Raw genomic sequence first — 24,152 nt, forward strand, 5'->3', positions numbered from 1 at the left:
CCTACCCTCAACGCTTTTCAAAATCAATCCTAGGGTCAATCACCACGCAGAGTAAATCGCTTATCAAACTCGCTACCAAACCTAAAAGCGTGAAAATATAAAGCGAACCAAACACGACAGGATAATCCCTACTCACAATGCTTTCATACCCTAAAAGCCCTAACCCATCCAGGCTAAAAACAATTTCTATCAATAAGCTTGAGCTAAAAAACATGCCCAAAAAAGCTTGCGGAAAACCCGCTACCACTAATAAAATCGCATTGCGGAACACATGCGCATAAAAAATACGCCCCACTGAACAGCCCTTAGCCTTAGCGCTTACCACATAGAGTTTGCCCATTTCATCTAAAAAAGAGTTTTTCACTAAAAGCGTAAGGCTTGCAAAACCCCCCAAAGAAATGCAAAGAACGGGCAAAGTGATATGCCATAAATAATCCTTGATTTTGCCTAATGCACTCAAGCTTTCAAAATTATCGCTCACTAGCCCTTTTAAAGGGAACCAGTGCCAATAATTCCCTCCAGCAAAAAACACGATCAACACCACCGCAAACAAAAAGGCCGGGATAGCGTTAGCGACAATGATCACCATGCTGCTTAGCACATCTAAAGGCTCGTTATTGCGTTTGGCTTTGAAAATCCCTAAAGGGATAGAAATAAGATAAATCAAAAGCGTGCTAAAAAGCCCTAACGAAATGGATACCGGCAATTTTTCCTTAATCAAATCTGTCACTTTAATCTGGCGATAAAAGCTCTCCCCAAAATCAAATTGCGCGTATTTTTTGAGCATGAGGAGGTAGCGCTCCCCTATGGGCTTGTCAAAACCATAGAGTTTTTTTAAATTTTCTATCAAATCGCTCTCCAACCCTTGAGATCCCCTATAGGTGCGATCTTTAACAACGCCTTGGGTTTCTTTGGACTGCGTGTTATTGATTTTAGCCATCATCTGCTCTATAGGGCCTCCAGGAGCCGATTGGATCAGAAAGAAATTAATAGTCATGATAGCTAATAAAGTAGGGATAATCAAAAGCAAGCGTTTGAGGATGTAAGCAATCATTTAGAACCCCTTTCTTTTTTTATCCACCACAAATACGGCGAAAATCCATAGCTAGGGCTGACTTCAGGCATGCCAATGTAATTATACGCTGCGATCCTGTAATTAGGCAAATAAAAATGCGGTATCACATAAAACCCCCACAACAGCACCCTATCCATCGCTTGAATGGCGGCCAATTGTTCCTTGTAATCTTTAGCATTAATGATTTTTTCAATCAAATCATCTACCGCTTTACTAGAGATTCCCGCATAATTCCTTGTGCCTTTTTCTTTAGCGCTCAAAGAGCCAAAATAAAAGCGTTGCTCATTACCCGGGAAAGACGATTGGCCTATCACCCCTACAATCATGTCAAAATCATAGCTTTTGACCCGATTGACATACTGGCTTAAATCCACTCTTTGGATTTTCATTTCAATCCCTAACACCCTTAAGTTTTTAGCAAAAGCTAGGGCCAGTCTTTCAAAGGCCGGGCTGTTTAAAAGCAAAGTGAAACTAAACGGCTTGTTATTCTTATCCACTAAACGCATGTTTTTGTAAGAAAAGCCCGCGCTTTTCAAAAGGTTTTGGGCGTATTTTAAATTTTCCCTCAAATTATAGCCCAAAACATCAGCCCCATCGGTTCTAGGCACGACATAAGGCTCTTTAAAAACCCTTTCATCCAAACTCTTTTCATAAGGGGCTAACAGAATTTTTTCTTCAGGGCTTGGAAGAGGGGGGGATGCATAAACAGAGTTGCTGAAAAAACTAGTGGTGCGCTTGTATTGCGAAAAAAACAAATTTTTATTCGCCCATTCAAAATCAAACGCATAAAATAAGGCTTCACGCACCCTTTTATCCTTAAAAATTTCCCGGCGCGTGTTGAAGAAAAACCCTTGCATGCCGCTTGGCATTTTATGGGCTATTAGGTATTTAGTGATTTTTTTATTGTCTATAGCTTTCCCCACATAGCCCCTAGCCCAAATTTTAGCCGTGCTTTCAATGCGCCAATCATACGCCCCGCTTAAAAAAGCCTGTAAAGCAATGGTTTCGTCTTTATAATACTCAAATTTGATCTCATCAAAATTGAATTGCCCCTTTCTGCTAGGCAAATTCCTCGCCCAATAATTAGGGTTTTTTTGGTAGGTGATTTTCTTACCCACATCAAAAGAAGCGATCACATAAGGGCCGCTAGAAACAGGAATGAGTAAGGGGTTTTTTTCAAAATAATCCTTTTGAAACGCTTTTTTGGAAAAGATTTGCAACTGCCCTAAAATGAGAGGCAACTCTTTATTTTCAGTGGTTTTGAAAATGAATTTAACATGGTGTTTGTCTAAGATAACCGCCTTTTTAACATCTTGGTAATACTGCCTATAAATAGGCGATCCTAATTTCATGATCGTATCAAAACTAAACTTCACATCGCTCGCTAAAATGGGGGCGTTATTGCTGAATCTCGCTCTTTTATCTATCGTAAAAATCACATAGCTGTTATCCTTAGCCACTTCAGCGTCTTTAGCGATTAAGGGGTATTCCGCAAAAGGTTCGTCCAAACTTTGCACCATTAAAGTGTCATAAATGAGATCCAAACCTTCGGCTTTAGTGCCTTTAAGCACAAAAGGGTTAAGGCTATCAAAAGTCCCTATAGCGTCATTCCTTAAGACACCGCCCTTTCTGGCGTTAGGGTTAGCGTATTCAAAATGCGTGAAATTCTCCTTATATTTAGGCTCTTCGCCTAAGTATAAATAAGGCGTAGCCTTAAGGAAACAAAACACCCCTAACCATAAACCTAAAATTTTCATCTAAACCAACCCCATCAATTCTTTAGCCTTTTGGTAAGTTGCTTGCGCTAAAGGCCTGGCTTTTTCTACGCCGCCATTTAAGACGGCTTTCACTTCATCATCGCTGATTTCTTTGTATCTTTCTTGGATAGGCTTTAAAGCCTGGATCACCACTTCAGCTAATTCCTTTTTAAAATCCCCATAGCCTTTATTTTTGAAACGCTCCTCTATGTTTTCTGGGCTTTCATCGCTCAAAAGCATGTAGATATTTAAAAGGTTAAAAATACCCTCTCTTTTTTCATCAAATGCAATAACGCCCATAGAATCAGTGGCCGCTTTTTTGATTTTTTTTACAATAATATCCGGCTCATCTAAAAGAAAAATCGCATGGTTAGCCCCTTGATGCGATTTACTCATTTTCACTTTTGGATCATCTAGCCCCATAACCCTTGCCCCCACTTTAGCGATCAAAGGCTCTGGCACTTTAAAGCAGTTCCCAAAATCCCTGTTAAATTTTTCTGCAATGTTTCTCGTGAGCTCTAAATGCTGCTTTTGATCTTCGCCCACTGGCACCAAATCGCTTTGGTATAACAAAATATCTGACGCCATCAAAATAGGGTAATTGAAAAGCCCCACATTCACGCTTTTAGGGTTTTTTAAAGACTTGTCTTTGAATTGCGTCATTCTTTGCATTTCCCCCATAGACACCTGACAATTTAACAGCCATGCTAAAGCTGCGTGCTCATCCACTTCACTTTGAATGAATAACCCCGATTGCTTGGGATTAATCCCGCAAGCCAAAAGCAATTTGACTAACTCATAGGTTTGGGATTTTAAAAATTTAGGCTCTATGGGTAGAGTGATCGCATGCGAATTGACGACGCAAAAAAGGTTTTCATATTCATCTTGTGCCTCTACCCAATGCTTGATCGCTCCTAAATAGTTGCCCAAATGGATTTGCCCGGTAGGTTGGATGCCTGAAAAGACTCGTTTTTTGTGCATGTTGTTTCTCGTTGGTTTAGTTAGTGTTATTGTAACCACCTAATTTTAATATTTTAATTTATCTTGGTTTTTAAGAGCGCTTGATCCCAGAAAAGAGTAACACTTCATAGCTCAATTTTTCAAACGCCATGTTTTGAAAAAAATGTTTTTTTTGCTTGAAACTCAGCGTTGAACCCCCCAAAAGACCGCATTTTTTAAGGTAATCCAAGCAATCTTGTTTGCGGTTAAAATAAAGAGCGAAGCGCTTGTTTTCCAATTCTATTTGAAAATGTTTAAAAGCGTTTTTGATTAAGGATTTGAGCGTTTTAAGATCCCTTAAAGGCGAAGGCGTGCCTAAAAACTCATGCACTTCATGCAAACTAAAATCCGTATGGATAGCTAGAGCCACCTCCTTACTAGAAAGAGCGATTTTTTCTAAAACGCTTTTTAAATCCCTTGCCCATTGTAAAGAAGAAGAAGACACAATCAGATCGTAATCGCAAAAAACATGCTCTTCAAAATCCGCATGCTCTAAAGAGATTTTTTGAATGTTGATAGAATGCGTGGGGTGTAATTTGAGCATGTTTATGGAATTATCCAAAGCGATAAAATCTTCAATCACAATATTTTGCCGCTCTAAAGCGTTAAAAACAGCCCCACTCCCTGATCCTAAATCCAAAACTTTAGCGTAATGTTTTTGTTTTAAAAATTGAACAAGACAGATAGCGATTTGTTGCTGGATATGAGCGAAGAGGTGATAAGTTTTGGCATGCCGATTAAATGCATGCTGATTGAATGCAAGCTGATTAAATGAATGAAAAGAGTCCAAACCACCGCCTTTAATACGCCACGCTTGAAATTAAAACTAAATTTTAGTGTATTCTTAGCAAATTTTAGATAAGATCAAGCGTAATTTTTTCTAAATTTTAGGCATTTAAGGAATCAGTGTTTATGACAAGCGCTCTGTTAGGCTTACAAATTGTTTTAGCGGTATTGATTGTGGTGGTGGTTTTGTTGCAAAAAAGTTCTAGCATCGGCTTAGGGGCTTATAGCGGGAGTAATGATTCTTTATTTGGCGCTAAAGGGCCCGCAAGCTTTATGGCGAAATTGACCATGTTTTTAGGCTTATTGTTTGTCATCAACACCATCGCTTTGGGCTATTTTTACAACAAAGAATACGGCAAGAGCGTTTTAGATGAAACTAAAACTAAGCTTTCGCCCTTAGTCCCTGCCACCGGCACGCTTAACCCTGCACTTAATCCTACATTAAACCCAACGCTCAACCCTTTAGAGCAAGCCCCCACTAATCCTTTAATGCCACAACAAACGCCTAACGAACTCCCTAAAGAGCCAGTCAAAGCGCCTTCTGTTGAAAGCCCCAAACAGAATGAAAAAAATGACGCCAAAGAGAATGGTATAAAGGGTGTTGAAAAAACCAAAGAGAACGCCAAAACGCCCCCAACCACCCACCAAAAGCCTAAAACGCATGCGACAACCAACGCCCATACAAACCAAAAAAAGGATGAAAAATAATGCTACAAGCCATTTATAACGAAACCAAAGATTTGATGCAAAAAAGTATTCAAGCTTTAAACAGGGATTTTTCCACTCTAAGGAGCGCGAAAGTTTCAGTCAATATTTTAGATCACATCAAAGTGGATTATTACGGCACGCCCACGGCATTAAATCAAGTTGGATCCGTAATGGGCTTGGATGCGACCACCCTTCAAATCAGCCCGTGGGAAAAAAACCTGCTCAAAGAAATTGAAAGATCCATTCAAGAAGCCAATATCGGCGTCAATCCTAATAACGACGGCGAAACGATCAAGCTTTTTTTCCCGCCCATGACAACCGAGCAAAGAAAACTCATCGCAAAAGACGCCAAAGCGATGGGCGAAAAGGCTAAAGTGGCTGTAAGGAATATCCGCCAAGACGCCAACAACCAAGTGAAAAAATTAGAAAAAGACAAAGAAATCAGCGAAGATGAAAGCAAGAAAGCCCAAGAGCAGATCCAAAAAATCACCGATGAAGCCATTAAAAAAATTGATGAAAGCGTGAAAAACAAAGAAGACGCGATTTTAAAGGTCTAAACCATGGATATTAAGGCATGTTATCAAAACGCTCAAGCGCTATTAGAGGGACATTTCTTGCTCAGCAGCGGGTTCCATTCCAATTATTATTTGCAATCCGCTAAAGTTTTAGAAGATCCCAAACTAGCCGAACAATTAGCTAAAGAATTAGCCAAACAAATCCAAGAAGCCCATTTGAATATTGAATGCGTATGCTCGCCTGCGATTGGGGGGATCTTGGCTGGGTATGAGCTTGCAAGGGCTTTGGGCGTGCGTTTTATCTTCACCGAAAGGGTGGATAATATCATGACATTAAGGCGTGGTTTTGAAGTCAAAAAAAACGAAAAGATTTTAGTGTGTGAGGACATCATCACCACAGGAAAATCCGCTATGGAATGCGCTAAAGTCTTAGAAGAAAAGGGCGCTCAAATCGTGGCTTTTGGCGCTCTAGCCAATCGGGGCATTTGCAAACGCACCCATTCTCACTTGAAAGCCCAAGAGGGCGCGTGTTTGCCTAGCCATTTACCCCTTTTTGCTTTAGAAGATTTTGTTTTTGACATGCACAAGCCTAGTTCTTGCCCTTTATGCGCTAGTAGCGTTGCTATAAAGCCAGGAAGTCGTGGCAACTAAAAAAAATAAAAAAAATAAAACTCCAGAAAAAAAGCAAGCGTTAGAAAGCCCTTTAAAAGGGTTGTATCTTTCTTTGCGCTTAAAGGCCTTTATCACCGATATTTTTATGATTTATACCCCCATGCTTTATATAATGACTTATGCGATTTTAGGGAGCGCGAAGGATTTTAGGGAAAACCAGAGCGCGATTTTTTTATGCCTGCTTTTTTACGCCCTAACGCACAGCTTTTTTATCGCTTTTAAATCCCAGAGCCCTGGCATGCGTTACGCTCAGTTTAAATTGGTCAAAAATAATGGCGAAAAAGTGGGCTTTTTTTTAGCGTTGTGGCGGTTTGTTTTGTGGGTGTTGAGCATGGGGTTACTTGTAGGGTTTGTTACGCCTTTTATTTTTAAGTTTTTTTTGCATGACAAACTCAGCGGCACTCGTATTGAAACCATCAAGGAGGAAACATGAAAAATTTAGTGATCCTAAGCGGGGCTGGCATTTCAGCAGAAAGCGGGATTAAAACCTTTAGAGACGCTGATGGCTTGTGGGAAGGGCATGACATCATGGAAGTTGCCTCGCCTTATGGCTGGAAAAAGAACCCGCAAAAGGTGTTGGATTTTTACAACCAAAGACGCCGACAGCTTTTTGAAGTTTATCCTAACAAAGCCCATAAGGCTTTAGCGGAATTGGAAAAACACTATCAAGTCCATATCATCACCCAAAATGTAGACGATTTGCATGAAAGGGCGGGCTCTTCTCGCATTTTGCACTTGCATGGGGAATTATTAAGCGTTCGCAGCGAGAAAGATCCTAATTTAGTTTATAGGTGGGAAAAGGACTTGAATTTAGGCGACTTGGCTAAAGACAAATCGCAATTACGCCCTGATATTGTGTGGTTTGGCGAAGAGGTGCCTTTGCTTAAAGAAGCGATTTCTTTAGTCAAACAAGCGCACCTTTTAATCATTATTGGCACTTCTTTGCAAGTCTATCCGGCCGCTAGCCTTTACACGCATGCGCATAAAGACGCCCTCATTTATTACATTGACCCTAAAGCTAAAAACGCCCGTTTGCCCCAGAATGTCCAATGCATTAATGAAAGCGCGGTGCATGCCATGCAAGATTTAATGCCCAAACTCATAGAAATGGCCTCTTAAGAGATGTTGAAATAATTTTTATTTTTTCAGCTAACGATTAGCAAAAACATGGTTTAATTGGTTTTCATTATTTGCTAATAGTTAAAGGAGTTTGAGAGTCTGATGCAAACCGCAGAAGCATTGAATCACCCCTATTTTGGCGTTTTTGTTTTGCTGGTATTCACCTTTTGGGTGTTTAACTTAACCTTAAGGATCCAAAGGTTTTTAAGCCGTAAAATGGCTCAAAAAAAGGGCGAAAAGCTCAAGCTCGCTCCCTATGAATGCGGGCCTGTGGCTCTCAAACAGCCTAATAGGGTGTCGCACCATTTCTATATCATGGCCATGCTTTTTATCTTATTTGATGTAGAAATCGTTTTCATGTTCCCTTGGGCGATTGATTTTAAAAAATTAGGCTTGTTTGGGCTTATTGAAATGCTAGGCTTTGTCTTCTTTTTAATGATTGGTTTTATTTACGCTTTAAAGCGAAACGCTTTGAGCTGGCAGAAATTAGAGGTGAAATAATGCAACAAGCACCGGTTGTTCTGAGCACTTTGGATAAATTATTGAATTGGGGGCGTTCTAACTCGCTTTGGCCTTTAACTTACGGCTTGGCGTGTTGCGCGATTGAGATGATGGCGACAGGGGGTTCAAGGTTTGATTTTGACAGATTTGGCACGATTTTTAGAGCGAGCCCTAGGCAATCGGATGTGATGATCATCGCTGGCACGCTCACTAAAAAACATGCCGAATTTATGCGTAGACTCTATGATCAAATGCCTGAGCCTAAATGGGTGATTTCTATGGGGAGTTGCGCTAACACAGGCGGGATGTTCAACACTTATGCGACCGTTCAAGGAGCAGACAGGATCGTTCCTGTGGATATTTACTTGCCCGGTTGCGCGCCGCGCCCAGAAACTTTACAATACGCTCTTATGGTTTTGCAAGATAAAATCAGACGCTCTAAAGCGATCAAACAAGACGCTCCTAAAAGGTTAGTGTGATGGTAAGAAAACAATCCCCCTATGAAGATGTGCAAAAACAATCGCGCCAGCATGACCCCTATAAAATCATAGAACCCACCCCTAAAAAATATTTAGAGGGCAGTGCTTATGAGGTCATTTATAACCACCTTTCTTACAAGCATGAGGTTTTAGACAAATATATAGAAACTAACACGGCGGTGTTTTGGATCAAAAAAGACGATATTTTTTCTGTCGCTACGATTTTAAGGCATTTGGGTTATGAGTGTTTGAGCGAAATGAGCGCGATAGATTTGTGCGCTAAAAAAGGGCATTTTGAATTGTTTTATCAATTTGTGGGTTTTAGCGATAGCTGTAAGAACCGCCGTAGGGTGCGCGTGAAGTGCGTTTTGTTGCCTAATGAGAGCGTGGATTCTTTGAGTTTTTTATACCGATCGGCTAATTGGAGCGAGAGGGAAGCGTATGATTTGCTTGGTATTGTGTTTGACAAACACCCCTATTTGAAACGCCTTATCATGCCGCATGATTGGGTAGGCCACCCCTTATTGCGTTCTTACCCGCTCAAAGGCGATGAATTCGCTCAATGGTATGAAGTGGATAAAATTTTTGGCAAAGAATACCGAGAAGTGGTGGGCAAAGAGCAGAGAGACAGCGCGAGAGTGGATGAAAAAGACACTTTCAATTTTGCAAAAATTGGCTATGAGCAGGGCAAGGGCGAAGAATTAAAAGAAGTAGAAGAAAAGCATGCGTTTAAGAAAATCCCTTTTGTCAAAGATTTGCACAAAATCGCCCCCACTATCTTAAAAAAGAGGCTATAAAATGGCTCAAAATTTCACGAAACTCAACCCTCAGTTTGAAAACATCATTTTTGAACATGACGACAACCAAATGATTTTAAACTTTGGCCCCCAACACCCCAGTAGTCACGGACAATTGCGCTTGATTTTGGAGTTAGAGGGCGAAAAAATCATTAAGGCTACCCCTGAGATTGGCTACTTGCATAGAGGCTGTGAAAAGTTAGGCGAAAACATGACCTATAACGAATACATGCCCACTACCGACAGATTGGATTACACTTCTTCTACCAGCAATAATTACGCTTACGCTTATGCGGTAGAGACCTTGCTCAATTTAGAAATCCCTCGTCGAGCGCAAGTGATCCGCACGATTTTACTAGAGCTTAACCGTATGATCTCACACATCTTTTTTATCAGCGTGCATGCTTTAGATGTGGGGGCGATGAGCGTGTTTTTGTATGCGTTTAAAACGAGGGAATACGGCTTGGATTTGATGGAGGATTATTGCGGGGCTAGGCTCACGCATAACGCTATAAGGATTGGGGGCGTGCCTTTAGATTTACCCCCTAATTGGTTAGAAGGCTTGAAAAAGTTTTTAGGTGAAATGCAAGAATGCAAAAAACTCATTCAAGGCTTATTGGATAAAAATCGCATTTGGCGGATGCGCTTGGAAAATGTGGGCGTTGTAACGCCAAAAATGGCGCAAAGCTGGGGTATGAGCGGTATCATGTTAAGAGGGACTGGGATCGCTTATGATATTAGGAAAGAAGAACCTTATGAGCTTTATAAAGAGCTTGATTTTGATGTGCCGGTGGGCAATTATGGCGATAGTTATGATAGGTATTGTTTGTATATGTTAGAAATTGATGAAAGCATTCGCATCGTTGAACAACTCATTCCTATGTATGCTAAAACCGATACGCCTATCATGGCTCAAAACCCGCATTATATTTCTGCCCCTAAAGAAGATATAATGACGCAAAATTATGCCTTGATGCAGCATTTTGTTTTAGTGGCTCAAGGCATGCGTCCGCCCGTTGGGGAAGTGTATGCCCCCACAGAAAGCCCTAAAGGGGAATTAGGGTTTTTTATCCATTCAGAGGGCGAGCCTTACCCTCATAGATTAAAAATCAGAGCCCCTAGCTTTTATCACATTGGGGCTTTAAGCGATATTTTAGTGGGGCAATATTTAGCGGATGCAGTAACCGTGATTGGCTCAACCAATGCGGTGTTTGGCGAGGTGGATAGATGAAACGCTTTGATTTGCGCCCCTTAAAAGCAGATATTTTTGAACGCTTAGAAGAATTGATTGAAAAAGAAATGCAACCCAATGAAGTCGCTATTTTCATGTTTGAAGTGGGGGATTTTTCTAATATCCCTAAGAGCGCTGAATTTATCCAATCTAAAGGGCATGAACTCCTCAATTCTTTGCGTTTCAATCAAGCGGATTGGACGATTGTCGTGAGAAAAAAGGCTTGATTTTGAGCGGCTTTAACTCTCTAAATTCTCCCTTAAGCGCAAGCTCTTCAATTAGCTTGAAAGAAGCCTATTATTTAGAAAAATTATCTCTTAAAAAAGGGTTTAAAATCAGTTACAAGATGACAAAAGATAGCTTAAACCTTTTAGAAAAAAGCGATTTGTGCGTTTTGTTTGGGGGATTTTCAAACGCTTGTTTGAATGAAAATGAACGATTGATTTTAGGAAGCATTAACCAATCAAAACGCCCCTATGCTCTATTAAGACCCTTACAAGACACAAGAGACTTGCCAGAAAATTGCCTTTTTGCGTCGTATGAAATCCACACGGAAGCGGCGATTTTAGCCTTGATTTTAAGGGGCATTTTGGAACAAACTTCCCGATTAAAAGGGCATGTTTTAGAAAAAATAGATGTGGGGTATTTAAGCTCTGAAGCGAACATGAGTGAAGAAGAATTACAAGAACTTATCGCTCTTATCATTAAAGCAAAAAAAAGGGTGCTTATTTTAAACAGAGAAATCACTAAGCATGCTGACAACGCTTTTTTATACACCCTTTTAAGCGAGTTGCAAAATTACCTAGAAATTTTGCATATCCCTTACAAAGATTCAAACGCAACAACCGTTTTTTATGATTTTAAAGATCAAGAATGGCTGCTAGAAACAGCTTTAAAAGAGGGCATTTTACCTTTTAAATCACAACTTAAGTCAAAAGATTTAGAGCTTTTAGAGCGAATGGGTGAGGCTAACGGCTCGTTTGTTTATGTTTCTTACAAGAGCCTTGAAACCCCTAAATTGTCTTTTTCCAAACAATTTAAGATCGCTAATAAGATTAAGCATTCTAAAGCGGAGTTTCAAATCTCCAATAAAACGCTAGAATGCGAGTTAGAAGAAAGCCCCCATTTGAAGGGCTTGATTGCGATTTTAGAAGGGGCGTTTTTTGACGCTTACCCTTATATCCCTATTTTATCCCACTCTCAAGGAATTTCATGATCACAATGAATATCAATGGCAAAATAATTGAATGCCAAGAGGGACAAAGCGTTTTAGAGGCCGCTAGGAGCGCTGGGATCTACATCCCTACTATTTGTTATTTAAGCGGTTGCTCGCCCACAGTCGCATGCAAAATGTGCATGGTTGAAATGGATGGCAAACGGGTTTATAGTTGCAACACGAAAGCCAAAAACAACGCCACCATTCTCACTAACACCCCCACGCTCATGGATGAAAGAAAAAGCATCATGCAAACTTATGATGTCAACCACCCCCTAGAGTGTGGCGTGTGCGATAAGAGCGGGGAGTGCGAATTGCAAGACATGACGCATTTAACCGGCGTGGAGCACCAACCTTATGCGGTGGCTGATGATTTTAAAGCGTTGGATTCATGGGCAAAAGCCTTGTATGACCCTAATTTGTGCATCATGTGCGAAAGGTGCGTAACCACTTGCAAAGACAATGTGGGCGAAAACAACCTTAAAGCCACTAAAGCCGACTTGCACGCTCCGGATAAATTTAAAGACAGCATGTCCAAAGACGCTTTTAGCGTGTGGAGTCGCAAGCAAAAGGGCATTATTTCTTTTGTGGGTAGCGTGCCTTGCTATGATTGTGGGGAATGCATTGCGGTATGCCCTGTGGGCGCTTTGAGCTATAAAGATTTCGCTTACACGGCTAACGCATGGGAATTAAAAAAGATCCATTCTACCTGTTCGCATTGTTCAGCTGGGTGTTTGATTTCTTATGATGTGCGCCATTTTGATACTCTAGGCGAAGAATCTAAAATTTTTAGGGTGCTTAATGATTTTTACCATAACCCTATTTGTGGGGCAGGCCGTTTCGCTTTTGATGTGAGCTCTAGCCCTAAAGGCAGTGCTAATCTTAAAGAAGCGCAAAACGCCCTCAAAGAATGCGAAGCGGTGCGAATAGGTGGGGACATTACGAATGAAGAAGCGTTTTTGATAGAGCGCTTGAGGAAAGAGCTTGGTTTTAAAATCTATAACAAAGATGCGTATCGTTTCCAGCAATTCTTAAAAGTATTGGGCGAAGTTAAACGCCCTAGTATTGAAGAGATTAAAACTTCCAATTTAGTCGTTACGATAGGATCTTCTATCAAAACAGAAAACCCTTTAGTGCGCTATGCCATCAATAACGCTCTCAAACTCAATAAAGCTTCTTTAATCGCTATGCACCCTATTAAGGATAACGCGCTAGTGAATTTGTGCCGAAGCTCTTTTTGCATCACCCATGAAGTGGGGGCTGAAGAAATCCTTTTAGGCATGCTTTTAAAGATGCTCAACATTGAAAGCGCGGCTCTAAAAAGCTTAGAAGATTCCAAGCAAAGCATTGTGGATGAAGCGGCTCTTAAAGCCTTAGAAGAAGAGCGAAAAAAAGCTTTAGAACAAGCCGAGCAAGGGTGCAGTATTGGAGAAAATAAGGCAGAAAATCAAGAAGAGAATAAAACAGAAACGGCTACCCCAAAAGAAGAAAATCAAGAAGAAGCAGCTGCTCCAAAAGAAAATCAAGAAGAAAACAAGACAGAGGTTAAAGAAGAAAGCATTGAAGTCCCTACCAAAACCACTTATTTGTTGCTTGAAGAAGCGGGCATCAATTTAGAAACTTATGAAAAAATTCTCGCTCTTTTGCAAAAATCAAATAACACCTTGCTGGTGGTTGGCGAAGAAATTTATAGCCACAAACAAGCCCACAATATCGCTAAAATGTTGCGTTTATTAGCCCAAAAAAGCGCTATTAAACTCATTCTTATCCCCCCAAGCGCGAACGCTTTAGGCATCGCTTCTATTTGTCAATTGAGCGAAGAAATTTTTGAACATGAAAAAATCGTAGGCATTCGCGCTCAAGGGGATTTCACTATCAATAGCGACGATAGGGTTTTTGGGAAAGGTGCTCTCAGCAAAGTGGATTTTATTTTGCCCAGTCTCAACCAGATAGAAGGCACGATCACTAATGTTGAAGGGCGTGTGTTGCCCTTAAAACCGGCTTTGAGGTTTGAAGGCTATGATTTGAGCGATATCATGCAAGGCTTTGGCTTTGTGGAAGAAAACCTCATAGAATGCACCCACAAACTCCCTACAGAAGCGGGCTTTAAAGCCATAGAATTTGATTATCTAACCAATTATTTCACTAACGACAGGGCTAATCATAGGGGCTATTTATTAGGAACAAGCCATTTTGAAAACAGCGCTAAAGAATGCGAAACCACAGAATGCGAGCCTATCAAGCCTTTAAAAGAAAAAATCGCTTTCAACGCGTATTTAAAATACCCAGAAACGCAATTCAATAACGCTACCAATAAAAGCGAGAATTTGCAATTAAAAGCCGGTGTCTATGTGTCTAAAGCTTTCTTAAAAAAATTGAATAAAGAAGTGGGGCAAAACATCACTTTATCTAAAGAAGAAGAGGAATTAACAGGCGTTTTGTATCTTGATGAGAGCTTGGATCAGGAGGTGTTTGTCATTTCGCCTTCTCTTTTGACAAACCATTCTAACTTTTTTAGAGAGGGCGTGTTTGATAGCGTGGATTTAAAGGAGCAAGCATGAGCGCTTATATCATTGAAACCTTGATTAAAATTTTGATTTTAGTCGCTGTTTTTTCGGCTTTAGGAGGCTTTGCCACTTATATTGAAAGGAAAGTGTTAGCCTATTTCCAACGCCGTTTAGGGCCTTGTTATGTGGGGCCTTTTGGGCTTTTACAAGTCGCAGCAGACGGCATTAAGCTTTTCACTAAAGAAGACATTATCCCCCAAGGTGCGAATAAGTTTATTTTCACGCTAGCGCCCATTATTGCGATGGTGAGCGCGTTTGTGTCCATGGCGCCTATCCCCTTTTTCCCTAATTTCACTCTGTTTGGCTATGAGATTAAGCCCCTTATTTCTGACATCAACATTGGCTTTTTGTTTTTCTTAGCCGTGGGCGCAGCAGGGATTTATGCACCTATTTTAGCCGGGCTTGCCTCTAATAACAAATACTCTCTAATTGGCTCCGCAAGAGCGACGATCCAACTGCTCAGCTTTGAAGTGGTCAGCACCTTAACCATTCTAGCCCCCTTAATGGTGGTAGGATCGCTCTCTTTAGTGGAAATCAATCATTACCAAAGCGGTGGGTTTTTAGACTGGCTTGTGTTTAAGCAGCCTCTAGCGTTTGTTTTGTTTTTGATCGCAAGCTACGCTGAATTGAATCGAACCCCCTTTGACTTGTTAGAGCATGAAGCCGAGATCGTGGCGGGGTATTGCACTGAATACAGCGGCTTGAAATGGGGCATGTTCTTTTTAGCGGAATACGTGCATTTATTCGCTTTTTCTTTTGTGATTTCTATTGTGTTTTTTGGCGGGTTTAACGCATGGGGCTTTATCCCTGGGGGAATAGCGATTTTAATCAAAGCGGGCTTTTTTGTCTTTTTGTCCATGTGGGTTAGAGCGACTTATCCGCATGTAAGGCCCGATCAGTTGATGAACATGTGCTGGAAAATCATGCTGCCTTTAGCGCTATTGAACATCGTGCTAACGGGCATTGTTATTTTAATTTAAGGAGGTTTTATGGCCAAACAAGAATACAAGCAACTTCCTAAACGAGCCGAAATCCATAGCACGACCGAGCAGTTTAAAGACACCATTAAAACGAGCTTGGGTTTGGATCTATTCAAAGGGTTAGGACTTACGATCAAGGAATTTTTTAGCCCAAGCGTAACCATCCATTACCCTATGGAACAACTCCCTTTAAGCCCACGCTATCGCGCGGTGCATAATCTGCAACGGCTTTTAGACTCAGGCTCTGAAAGGTGTATAGGTTGTGGGCTGTGCGAAAAGATTTGCACGAGCAATTGCATAAGGATCATCACGCATAAAGGCGAAGACAACCGCAAAAAGATCGATTCTTACACGATCAATTTGGGGCGTTGCATTTATTGCGGGTTGTGCGCGGAAGTTTGCCCAGAATTGGCGATCGTTATGGGGAATCGGTTTGAAAACGCCAGCACCCAACGCTCCCAATACGGCTCTAAAAGCGAGTTTTTAACGAGCGAACAAGACGCTAAAAACTGCTCGCATGCCGAGTTTTTAGGCTTTGGTGCGGTAAGCCCTAATTACAATGAACGCATGCAAGCCACCCCTTTAGATTATGTCCAAGAGCCCTCAAAAGAAGAATCCAAAGAAGAGTCTCCAACAAACCCAGAAAGCCATAAAGGGGATGAAAATGTTTGAAACCATTGCCTTTTATTTCTTTGCGATCCTTACTTTGAGCATGGCGTTAGTGGTGATCACCACCACGAATATCCTCTATGCCATTACCGCTCTTGCTAGCAGCATGGTTTTTATCTCTGCTTTTTTCTTTTTGCTAGACGCTGAGTTTTTGGGCGTGGTACAAATCACGGTATATGTGGGCGCGGTCATTGTGATGTATGCGTTTGGCATGATGTTTTTCAACTCCGCTGCAGAAGTCGTTGAACGCAAGCAAAGCCCTAAAATCCTGTGTGTGCTTTCATTTGGCGTGGCGCTGTTGCTCACCTTGATTTTAAGCGCTCCTAGCATTGGCGAAAACCTTTCTAATCAAGTCAATTCCAACGCTATTGATACGCAAATCCCCAACATTAAAGCGATTGGTTATGTGCTTTTCACCAATTACCTCATTCCCTTTGAAGCGGCGGCTTTAATGCTTTTAGTCGCTATGGTTGGAGGCATCGCTACAGGGATTCAAAAAATCCATGGGAAAAATCACACGCAATTTATAAAGGAATCTCTATGATAGGGTTGAACCACTATTTGATTGTTTCAGGGTTGCTCTTTTGCATTGGCTTAGCGGGCATGCTGAAACGCAAAAACATTCTATTACTCTTTTTTTCTACAGAAATCATGCTCAATGCGATCAATATCGGTTTTGTAGCGATCTCTAAATACACACACAATTTAGACGGGCAGATGTTCGCGCTCTTTATTATCGCTATTGCCGCTAGTGAGGTGGCTATTGGTTTGGGCTTGGTGATTTTGTGGTTTAAGAAATACAAGAGCTTAGACATTGATTCTTTAAACGCTATGAAAGGTTAAGCATGCAATATTCTTCTTTGCTGTCAGTGGTGTTGTTTTTGCCCTTAATCGGTGCAATTTATGCGGGGCTGTTTGGGGCTAAAGCTAAAGCGTTGCATGTGGGCGTTTTCAATTCTTTGTGCGTGTTGGTTTCTTTCATTGGTGCGGTGGTTCTTTTCGTTCAAGCATGGCATCATCAAAGCTATGAAAAATATTTATTTGACTGGATCGTGGTGGGGAATTTTAAAGTCGGCTTTTCCCTCATGCTGGATAATATCAATGCAGTCATGATTGTCGTGGTCACTTTAGTTTCTTTCTTAGTGCATGTGTATTCTATAGGCTATATGGAGCATGATACAGGGTTTAACCGCTATTTTTCCTACCTTAGCGGCTTTGTGTTTTCCATGCTGGTGTTGGTGTTGAGCGATAATTTCTTAGGGCTTTTCATTGGCTGGGAAGGGGTGGGGCTATGCTCTTACTTGCTCATTGGCTTTTGGTATCATAAAACAAGCGCGAATAACGCTTCTATTGAGGCCTTTGTGATGAATCGAATCACGGATTTAGGCATGCTCATGGGGATTATTTTGATCTTTTGGAATTTTGGCACCCTCCAGTATAAAGAAGTCTTTAGCATGCTCAATAACACTGATTATTCCATGCTCTTTTACATTAGCGTGTTTCTTTTCATTGGTGCTATGGGCAAGAGCGCTCAATTCCCTATGCACACATGGTTAGCCAACGCTATGGAGGGGCCTACGCCGGTGTCCGCTCTCATCCATGCAGCGACGATGGTAACCGCTGGGGTGTATCTAGTCATCAGAGCCAATCCCTTGTATAGCGCGGTGTTTGAAGTGGGTTATTTTATCGCATGTTTAGGGGCGTTTGTGGCTCTTTTTGGAGCGAGCATGGCCTTAGTCAATAAAGATTTAAAACGCATTGTGGCTTATTCCACGCTTTCTCAATTAGGCTATATGTTTGTAGCGGCCGGTCTTGGGGCTTATGCGATCGCGCTTTTCCATCTCTTTACGCATGCGTTTTTCAAATCCCTCCTTTTCTTAGGCTCAGGGAATGTCATGCATGCGATGGAAGACAATCTGGATATTACTAAAATGGGCGCTTTATACAAGCCTATGAGGATCACAGCTGTCTTTATGATTATAGGTTCGGTAGCTTTGTGTGGGATCTACCCCTTTGCGGGCTATTTCTCCAAAGACAAGATTTTAGAAGTGGCTTTTGGGATGCACCACCACATTTTATGGTTTGTTCTTCTAATTGGGGCGATCTTTACCGCTTTTTATAGCTTCAGGCTCATCATGCTGGTGTTTTTTGCACCCAAACAGCACGAAATCAACCACCCCCATGAGGCTCAAAATTTCATGCTCTTAAGCATGCTGCCGTTAGGGATTTTGGCGGTCATTGCCGGGTTTTTTGAAGAGCCGTTTTTTCATTTCATCTCTCAAGTGATCCCTAGCGTTGGAGAGTATCTAGTCCCGCTCGCTCTTTTAATCAGTATCACCACCATAGTGGTGTTATTGAGCATCGCCTATGCCATATTTAAATATAAAAATGGTATCACTTCCAAAAAAGAGGGGGGCTTTTTATACAAGCTCTTGCTCAACCAATACTATATCCCGCAACTTTATCAAGGGATTGCAAAAGTTTTTAGTGCTATCGCTTCATTCTTGCACCAAGTCGTGGAATTAAGGATCATTGATGCGGTAGTGGATACTATAGGAAGAAGCGTTTTTGTTATAGGGCGTGTGTTTAGAATCAGTCAAGATGGGAATTTAACCTCCATGCTGCGCTTCATGGTGGCCGGGGTTTTAATTTTGTTAGCGTTTGTGGCTGTTTTTTGGAGATAAACAATGCAGTATTTACATGCACATCTTTTAAGCGTGGTGATCTTTTTCCCCATGCTGAGCGCGCTATTAGCGTTCTTTATGAGCGATCAAGCGAGCAGAGCGTATGCGATTGTCATCGCTTTGATTGAATTGTTATTAGTCTTGTTGTTGTGGCATGGGTTTGATATTCAAACAGCGGGCATGCAGTTTGAAGAAATGAAGGAATTGATCTATCAAATTGGCGTGAATTACCATGTGGGCGTTGATGGCATCGCGCTCTTTTTGTTGCTCTTAAACGCTATCGTGGTGTTATTGTGCGTGATTTATGTCAAAGAGCATCGTAAAGACTTTGCGATCTGTCTTTTATTGTTAGAGGGGATTTTGATGGGCGTGTTTTCTTCTCTTAATATGATCTTTTTCTACGCTTTTTGGGAAATCTCGCTCTTGCCGGTTTTATACCTCATCGGTCGTTTTGGCCGTAACCATAAAATCTATTCTGGCATGAAGTTTTTCCTCTACACCTTTTTAGCGTCATTATGCATGCTCTTAGGCATTTTATACATTGGGTATTACTACGCTAGCAATTACGGTATGATGAGTTTTGATATTTTAGACTGGTATCAGTTGAACTTTTCTAGTGGGGTTAAAACCTGGCTCTTTGTGGCTTTCTTAATAGGGATTGCGGTTAAAATCCCGCTCTTTCCCTTACACACATGGTTGCCTTATGCGTATTCTAACGCTCCTACTTTAGGTTCTGTCATGCTTTCAGCCTTGCTTTCTAAAATGGGGACTTACGCCTTATTACGCTTCTTGCTCCCGCTTTTTCCTGAGCTTTCAGAGATTTATTTAACCCCTATAGCCATTGTGGCGCTATGCATGATCATTTATGGAGGTTTTTTAGCTTACGCTCAAAAGGATTTAAAAACCCTCATCGCTTATAGCTCGTTCTCGCACATGGGAGTCGTGGTGCTTGGGGTTTTTTCTTTCAATGTTGAGGGGGTTTCAGGGGCGGTGTTTATGATGTTTGCGCATGGTATTATCGTCATGGGATTGTTTTTGCTCGCTGGTATCTTGGAAGAGCGCGCCAGCAGTTTAGAAATCGCTCGCTTTGGATCGATCGCTAAAAGTGCTCCTGTTTTTGCAGCCTTTTTTATGATCGTTTTAATGGCGAATGTGGGTATGCCTTTAAGCATTGGTTTTGTGGGAGAGTTTTTGAGCTTGTTAGGGTTTTTTGCCACTTACCCTCTTTTGGCTATCATTGCCGGGACAAGCATCATTCTCTCAGCGATTTACATGCTCACTTCATATAAAGATGTTTTCTTTGGTAATTTGAAAGCCGGGAACAATCAAATCAGCGTATTTGAAGATTTGAACGCTCGTGAGGTAGGGGTTTTGAGCGTGATTTTAGCTTTGATTTTAATTTTAGGGATTTATCCTAAAGCGCTTTTAAAACCGATTGAGCAAGGCTCTAAGCAGCTTTTAGAGGTGATAGAAATCCGCTCGCTCCCTTTTTTAGGTTCATTGGACACTAAGATAAAAGAGGTCTCTTATGTTAATAGATAGTCTCCACATCTCTTTTGATAGCTTTAATTTTGAGAGCATTTTGCCCATGCTGGTGTTGGTGTGTGGGGGGATTTTCACGCTCTTAATCAACGCTTTCACTTCCAGGTTTTCACGCAATTTGAATGTGTTTTTATGCATGCTCTTTTTGGTTTTGGATTTTTTGGTGGTTTTAGGATTAGAAGAGCAAGAAAACGCCTTTTTTGGGTTTTTGAGCTTGGATACCCTCTCGCTCATCTCTCAAAGCATTGTCTTGATTTCAGCCTTTTTGCTCATTTTCTTAGCCCTTTCAAAAGAGCGCTTCAACGAATTTCAAACCGCTGAATTTTATTCCTTATATTTGTTTATTGTCGCTGGCTTTCAGTTCATGGTTTCAAGCAACCATTTGTTGTTAATCCTTATTGGGTTAGAGACAGCGTCCTTACCTCTTTGTGTGTTAATGGCGTTGAGCGACAAACGCTACGGCTTGGAAGCAGGGATCAAATATTTCACTATGGGGGCGATGGCGAGCGCGTTTTTTGCTATGGGGGCTATGGCTTTTTACTTGCTTACAGGGAGCTTGAATCTTGAAGTCATTACCCTATACTTACACACTGAGGGCGTTACAAACCCCATGCTCTTTGCGATGGGCGCTATTTTTTTGATTGGAGCGATTGGCTTTAAGGTTTCTTTAGTGCCTTTCCATACCTGGATGCCTGATGTGTATGAGGGCAATAACCCAGTCTTTGCGAGCTATATTTCCATTGTGCCTAAAATCGCTGGTTTTGTGGTAGCCACTCGCCTTTTTGGGGCGTTTATAGACACTCATACCGCTTGGGTAGAAGACATTTTTTATGTTTTGATCCTTATGACTATCACCATCCCTAATTTCATTGCTTTATGGCAAGAAGATGTCAAAAGGATGCTCGCTTATAGTTCTATTTCGCATTCTGGGTTCGCTTTAGCGTGCGTGTTTATCCACACTGAAGATAGCCAACAAGCGATGTTTGTTTATTGGTTCATGTTCGCCTTCACTTACATTGGGGCTTTTGGCCTTTTATGGCTCTTAAAAAGCCGGGAAAAAACATGGGATGAACGCTACGATCACCCCTATTCTAAATTCAACGGCCTTATCAAAACCCACCCTTTAGTGGCGATCTTGGGCGCTATTTTTGTTTTTGGGTTTGCAGGGATCCCGCCTTTTAGCGTGTTTTGGGGGAAATTTTTAGCCGTTGAAAGCGCTTTAGAGAGCAATCACATTCTTTTAGCGGTGGTGATGTTAATTAATAGCGCGGTGGCTGCGTTTTATTATTTCCGTTGGCTCGTGGCGATGTTTTTCAATAAGCCCTTACAAAGCTACGCTCAAAGCGATATTTACACCCAAAACGCTACCATGCCCATTTATGCGGTCATTATTGCCATGGCGTTAGCATGCTTGTTCTCTGTTTTTATGATGCGAGGGCTTTTAGAGTTTGTGGCTTAAGTCAAAAATCTTTCTTTTAATGGGCTTACTCTCCCATTCGCTCAACGCCTTAAGCCTCACGCTCACGCAAGGCAAGGAAGGGGGGGAAGATTTTTCGGTTTTAACCTTACGACACAATAAGGCGTTTTCTTGTTTTTATACCAATGAAAAACCGCCAAGCGGGATTGAAGCCTCTCTATCCATTATACACGCTAAACGCCCCATAGAATGCATGATAGACTCTATCCCTAAGGAGGGTTTTACCCCTTTAGAAAACGCTTTTTTCAATATCACCTATTCCATGCGCCAACAACAATTCATTTTACACATCAAACCCAAAGTGATGCGAAGACTCACCCTTTTTTCTTTTGACAGGGATTATAAAAAAGCGATCCCCCTTTTTGTGGAAAACGATCCTAAAGCCAAAACGTGGCAAATCATAGGCTATGATCAAAATATCCCTTTTTTGAGCGAAAAAGACAACGCTCAAAAAGGCTTGAATTTCCCCATTGTCATTAAAGACGCTCAAACCCCTATCATTCAAGAACTGGATGTGAATAACAAACCCCTACTCACCACAAAGGGCTATGACTTAAACGCTTATTTAGAGGCTAAAAAACAAATGGATTCGCAAGCCTATTTTGACGCTTTACGCACGATCAGCCGTGCGTTTAAAAACTACCCTCAAACGATGTTTAAAAAAGATTTGTATTTATTAGAAATTATCGCATTAGGCCAATTAGGCATTAAAAAATCCTTACTCATAGACATTGGCACCAAGTGGATTAAAAATTACCCGACTGACCCCAATATCCCTGAAGCGCTATACTATGTCGCCAAAGCTTTAGATGAAAACAACAATTACAAACAGGCCATGCGTTATTACAAACGCATTCTTTTAGAATACAAAAATTCCCGCTACGCTCCTTTAGCCCAAATGCGTTTAGCCATTGAAGCGGCTGAAGGCTCTGATTTGAGCAACGCTAACATGCTTTTTAAAGAAGCTTTTTCTAACGCTAAAGATAAAGAGAGCGCGAGTGAAATCGCTCTTAATTGGGCTGAAGCAGAGATAAACTATCAAAATTTTAATAACGCCAAATACCTCATTGATAAGGTGGTCCAATCCAACCCTGATTATCTTTCTATGCATAGCGAATTAGCCCTAGACTTGCTCAAGTTATTGAAAAAAAACCAGATGAATGCAAGCGCGATTGAGATCGCTCACTTGCTCCTTAATCAAGACGATGACTTGAAAGCTAAAGAGCAAGCGCTCTATGATTTAGGGGCGTTGTATGCAAGGATCAGGGACTTTAAAAACGCCCACCTTTACAATCTGCAATATTTACAAGACCATGCGGAATTGGATAAAGCTTCTGTCGTTAGAGCACGCGATGAAAAAACCCTTTTTTCCATGGAGGGGAACACGCAAGAAAAAATCGCCCACTACGATAAAATCATTCACAATTTCCCTAATTCTAATGAAGCCCTAAAGGCTTTAGAATTGAAAGCCCAACTCTTGTTTGAAAATAAGCGTTATGCTGAAGTTTTAGGCATGCAAAAAAATTTGCCTAAAGATTCTCCTTTGATCCAAAAAACGCTCAATATCCTTGCTAAAACCCCATTAGAGGACAATCGTTGCGAAGAAGCCTTAAAATACTTATCCCAGATCACCGCCTTTGAATTCAGCCTCAAAGAAGAAATCCAAGCCTTTGATTGCTTGTATTTCGCATCGCTTAAAGAAAAAGCGCAAATCATTGCCCTAAACGCTTTAAAAACAGCTAAAACCCCTAGCGAGAAATTGGTATGGCTTTATCGTTTGGGGCGCAATTACTACCGCTTAGGGGATTTTAAAAATTCCACTCTGGCCTCTAAAGACGCCTTGATCCTCGCTCAAAGCTTGAACAAAAAAGAATTTTATGACATTGCTTTTGTTTTATTTTCAGATTACATGCAAAACAATGAAAAAGAATTGGCCCTCAATTTGTATGCGTTTTTAGAAAAGCATTTCAAAGACGATAAACGCATGGCGTTGGTTTATTTTAAATTGCTAGAGAATGAAAAAGATCCTAAAAGCGTCAAAATTTATGCCACAAGCTTACTCAAACTCCAAGACGCTTACAAGGACTATTCTTACACGCCCTTTAGCGAATTTGCCCTAATTGACGCTTACAGAACCACCAAAGATTATTCAAAAGCGTTAGAAACGCTAGACAAACTTTTAAACCGCAGGCTTTCTTTAGAAGATCACCAAAAAGCCTTATACTTGCAATCCAGTTTGTTAGATCTAACCCATCAAAAAGCAAAATCTAAAGCCAGTTTAGAAAAATGCGTTCAGTTAAAACAAAAAGATCAAACAAACGCATGGCAAAATTTATGCGAACAGGGTTTAAATTTATTCAAAAACAAGGAGTCATGAC

Annotated in this window: 24 protein-coding genes; 20 read left to right on the top strand and 4 right to left on the bottom strand. The window is 41.1% G+C overall.

What is annotated here, in order from left to right:
- Positions 1–7: 7 nt before the first annotated feature.
- The 4 genes from HG567_RS06000 to HG567_RS06015 form a co-directional block, all read right to left on the bottom strand.
- On the bottom strand, positions 8–1,054 hold the full coding sequence (locus tag HG567_RS06000) for a microcin C ABC transporter permease YejB (protein WP_202139510.1): 1,047 nt from the start codon (positions 1,052–1,054) through the stop codon (positions 8–10).
- A complete protein-coding gene (locus HG567_RS06005) occupies positions 1,051–2,832 on the bottom strand; it encodes an extracellular solute-binding protein (protein WP_202163749.1) in 1,782 nt (593 codons plus the stop codon). Before HG567_RS06005 ends, HG567_RS06000 begins: the two co-directional genes overlap by 4 nt.
- A complete protein-coding gene (trpS, locus tag HG567_RS06010; RefSeq protein ID WP_202163750.1) occupies positions 2,833–3,813 on the bottom strand; it encodes a tryptophan--tRNA ligase in 981 nt (326 codons plus the stop codon).
- A gap of 70 nt (positions 3,814–3,883) precedes the next feature.
- Positions 3,884–4,621: a methyltransferase domain-containing protein gene (locus HG567_RS06015; protein ID WP_202163751.1), complete on the bottom strand. Its 738-nt coding sequence runs from the start codon at positions 4,619–4,621 to the stop codon at positions 3,884–3,886.
- Between the two features lie 122 nt (positions 4,622–4,743).
- On the opposite strand from HG567_RS06015, the gene secG reads away from it, so the two are divergent.
- From secG to HG567_RS06115, 20 genes are all read left to right on the top strand, one after another.
- On the top strand, positions 4,744–5,325 hold the full coding sequence (gene secG, locus HG567_RS06020; protein WP_202139514.1) for a preprotein translocase subunit SecG: 582 nt from the start codon (positions 4,744–4,746) through the stop codon (positions 5,323–5,325).
- On the top strand, positions 5,325–5,882 hold the full coding sequence (gene frr, locus HG567_RS06025; RefSeq protein WP_202139515.1) for a ribosome recycling factor: 558 nt from the start codon (positions 5,325–5,327) through the stop codon (positions 5,880–5,882). Before secG ends, frr begins: the two co-directional genes overlap by 1 nt.
- A 3-nt stretch (positions 5,883–5,885) precedes the next feature.
- Positions 5,886–6,491: an orotate phosphoribosyltransferase gene (pyrE, locus tag HG567_RS06030; protein ID WP_202139516.1), complete on the top strand. Its 606-nt coding sequence runs from the start codon at positions 5,886–5,888 to the stop codon at positions 6,489–6,491.
- Positions 6,481–6,945, top strand: coding sequence for an RDD family protein (locus HG567_RS06035; RefSeq protein WP_202139517.1), 465 nt, complete (start codon positions 6,481–6,483; stop codon positions 6,943–6,945). Before pyrE ends, HG567_RS06035 begins: the two co-directional genes overlap by 11 nt.
- Positions 6,942–7,631, top strand: a complete 690-nt coding sequence (locus HG567_RS06040; protein WP_187831235.1) for an SIR2 family NAD-dependent protein deacylase — start codon at positions 6,942–6,944, stop codon at positions 7,629–7,631. Before HG567_RS06035 ends, HG567_RS06040 begins: the two co-directional genes overlap by 4 nt.
- Before the next feature lie 99 nt (positions 7,632–7,730).
- Positions 7,731–8,132 (top strand): NAD(P)H-quinone oxidoreductase subunit 3, encoded by a 402-nt coding sequence (locus HG567_RS06045; protein ID WP_202164028.1) that lies wholly within the window; start codon positions 7,731–7,733, stop codon positions 8,130–8,132.
- Complete coding sequence (locus tag HG567_RS06050; RefSeq protein WP_001183508.1) at positions 8,132–8,611, top strand: NuoB/complex I 20 kDa subunit family protein; 480 nt, start codon at positions 8,132–8,134, stop codon at positions 8,609–8,611. Before HG567_RS06045 ends, HG567_RS06050 begins: the two co-directional genes overlap by 1 nt.
- Entirely contained in the window at positions 8,611–9,408 is a 798-nt protein-coding gene (locus HG567_RS06055) for an NADH-quinone oxidoreductase subunit C (RefSeq protein WP_164857697.1), read from the top strand. The genes HG567_RS06050 and HG567_RS06055 overlap by 1 nt, the downstream gene beginning before the upstream one ends.
- A 1-nt stretch (position 9,409) precedes the next feature.
- On the top strand, positions 9,410–10,639 hold the full coding sequence (gene nuoD / locus HG567_RS06060) for an NADH dehydrogenase (quinone) subunit D (protein ID WP_202139518.1): 1,230 nt from the start codon (positions 9,410–9,412) through the stop codon (positions 10,637–10,639).
- Complete coding sequence (locus tag HG567_RS06065; RefSeq protein WP_000819164.1) at positions 10,636–10,866, top strand: NADH-ubiquinone oxidoreductase subunit E family protein; 231 nt, start codon at positions 10,636–10,638, stop codon at positions 10,864–10,866. Before nuoD ends, HG567_RS06065 begins: the two co-directional genes overlap by 4 nt.
- A 2-nt stretch (positions 10,867–10,868) precedes the next feature.
- Positions 10,869–11,855, top strand: coding sequence for a hypothetical protein (locus HG567_RS06070; protein ID WP_202140249.1), 987 nt, complete (start codon positions 10,869–10,871; stop codon positions 11,853–11,855).
- Positions 11,852–14,416, top strand: a complete 2,565-nt coding sequence (locus HG567_RS06075; protein WP_202163752.1) for an NADH-quinone oxidoreductase subunit G — start codon at positions 11,852–11,854, stop codon at positions 14,414–14,416. Before HG567_RS06070 ends, HG567_RS06075 begins: the two co-directional genes overlap by 4 nt.
- The gene (nuoH, locus tag HG567_RS06080; RefSeq protein WP_202163753.1) at positions 14,413–15,402 is read left to right on the top strand and encodes an NADH-quinone oxidoreductase subunit NuoH; all 990 of its coding nucleotides are present in this window, start codon (positions 14,413–14,415) and stop codon (positions 15,400–15,402) included. The genes HG567_RS06075 and nuoH overlap by 4 nt, the downstream gene beginning before the upstream one ends.
- A 9-nt stretch (positions 15,403–15,411) precedes the next feature.
- A complete protein-coding gene (nuoI, locus tag HG567_RS06085) occupies positions 15,412–16,074 on the top strand; it encodes an NADH-quinone oxidoreductase subunit NuoI (protein ID WP_128078668.1) in 663 nt (220 codons plus the stop codon).
- On the top strand, positions 16,067–16,615 hold the full coding sequence (locus HG567_RS06090; protein WP_000464231.1) for an NADH-quinone oxidoreductase subunit J: 549 nt from the start codon (positions 16,067–16,069) through the stop codon (positions 16,613–16,615). Before nuoI ends, HG567_RS06090 begins: the two co-directional genes overlap by 8 nt.
- A complete protein-coding gene (gene nuoK, locus HG567_RS06095; RefSeq protein WP_000579759.1) occupies positions 16,612–16,914 on the top strand; it encodes an NADH-quinone oxidoreductase subunit NuoK in 303 nt (100 codons plus the stop codon). Before HG567_RS06090 ends, nuoK begins: the two co-directional genes overlap by 4 nt.
- A 2-nt stretch (positions 16,915–16,916) precedes the next feature.
- Entirely contained in the window at positions 16,917–18,755 is a 1,839-nt protein-coding gene (gene nuoL / locus HG567_RS06100; RefSeq protein WP_202139520.1) for an NADH-quinone oxidoreductase subunit L, read from the top strand.
- A 3-nt stretch (positions 18,756–18,758) separates the two neighbouring features.
- Positions 18,759–20,297, top strand: coding sequence for an NADH-quinone oxidoreductase subunit M (locus HG567_RS06105; protein WP_202139521.1), 1,539 nt, complete (start codon positions 18,759–18,761; stop codon positions 20,295–20,297).
- Positions 20,284–21,756, top strand: coding sequence for an NADH-quinone oxidoreductase subunit NuoN (gene nuoN / locus HG567_RS06110; RefSeq protein ID WP_202139522.1), 1,473 nt, complete (start codon positions 20,284–20,286; stop codon positions 21,754–21,756). Before HG567_RS06105 ends, nuoN begins: the two co-directional genes overlap by 14 nt.
- A complete protein-coding gene (locus tag HG567_RS06115) occupies positions 21,746–24,151 on the top strand; it encodes a tetratricopeptide repeat protein (protein ID WP_202139523.1) in 2,406 nt (801 codons plus the stop codon). Before nuoN ends, HG567_RS06115 begins: the two co-directional genes overlap by 11 nt.
- The last annotated feature ends 1 nt before the right edge of the window (position 24,152 follow it).

Origin of the sequence: Helicobacter pylori (assembly GCF_016755635.1) — a bacterium.
GTDB classification, from domain to species: domain Bacteria; phylum Campylobacterota; class Campylobacteria; order Campylobacterales; family Helicobacteraceae; genus Helicobacter; species Helicobacter pylori_CQ.

Coding starts and splice junctions, on each gene's coding strand:
- trpS (WP_202163750.1), bottom strand. CDS start 3,813: ATGCACAAAAAACGAGTCTTTTCAGGCATCCAACCTACCGGGCAAATC.
- HG567_RS06075 (WP_202163752.1), top strand. CDS start 11,852: ATGATCACAATGAATATCAATGGCAAAATAATTGAATGCCAAGAGGGA.
- HG567_RS06105 (WP_202139521.1), top strand. CDS start 18,759: ATGCAGTATTTACATGCACATCTTTTAAGCGTGGTGATCTTTTTCCCC.
- HG567_RS06050 (WP_001183508.1), top strand. CDS start 8,132: ATGCAACAAGCACCGGTTGTTCTGAGCACTTTGGATAAATTATTGAAT.
- pyrE (WP_202139516.1), top strand. CDS start 5,886: ATGGATATTAAGGCATGTTATCAAAACGCTCAAGCGCTATTAGAGGGA.
- nuoN (WP_202139522.1), top strand. CDS start 20,284: ATGTTAATAGATAGTCTCCACATCTCTTTTGATAGCTTTAATTTTGAG.
- HG567_RS06000 (WP_202139510.1), bottom strand. CDS start 1,054: ATGATTGCTTACATCCTCAAACGCTTGCTTTTGATTATCCCTACTTTA.
- HG567_RS06005 (WP_202163749.1), bottom strand. CDS start 2,832: ATGAAAATTTTAGGTTTATGGTTAGGGGTGTTTTGTTTCCTTAAGGCT.
- nuoD (WP_202139518.1), top strand. CDS start 9,410: ATGGCTCAAAATTTCACGAAACTCAACCCTCAGTTTGAAAACATCATT.
- HG567_RS06055 (WP_164857697.1), top strand. CDS start 8,611: ATGGTAAGAAAACAATCCCCCTATGAAGATGTGCAAAAACAATCGCGC.
- HG567_RS06065 (WP_000819164.1), top strand. CDS start 10,636: ATGAAACGCTTTGATTTGCGCCCCTTAAAAGCAGATATTTTTGAACGC.
- secG (WP_202139514.1), top strand. CDS start 4,744: ATGACAAGCGCTCTGTTAGGCTTACAAATTGTTTTAGCGGTATTGATT.
- nuoH (WP_202163753.1), top strand. CDS start 14,413: ATGAGCGCTTATATCATTGAAACCTTGATTAAAATTTTGATTTTAGTC.
- nuoK (WP_000579759.1), top strand. CDS start 16,612: ATGATAGGGTTGAACCACTATTTGATTGTTTCAGGGTTGCTCTTTTGC.
- HG567_RS06090 (WP_000464231.1), top strand. CDS start 16,067: ATGTTTGAAACCATTGCCTTTTATTTCTTTGCGATCCTTACTTTGAGC.
- nuoI (WP_128078668.1), top strand. CDS start 15,412: ATGGCCAAACAAGAATACAAGCAACTTCCTAAACGAGCCGAAATCCAT.
- HG567_RS06040 (WP_187831235.1), top strand. CDS start 6,942: ATGAAAAATTTAGTGATCCTAAGCGGGGCTGGCATTTCAGCAGAAAGC.
- frr (WP_202139515.1), top strand. CDS start 5,325: ATGCTACAAGCCATTTATAACGAAACCAAAGATTTGATGCAAAAAAGT.
- nuoL (WP_202139520.1), top strand. CDS start 16,917: ATGCAATATTCTTCTTTGCTGTCAGTGGTGTTGTTTTTGCCCTTAATC.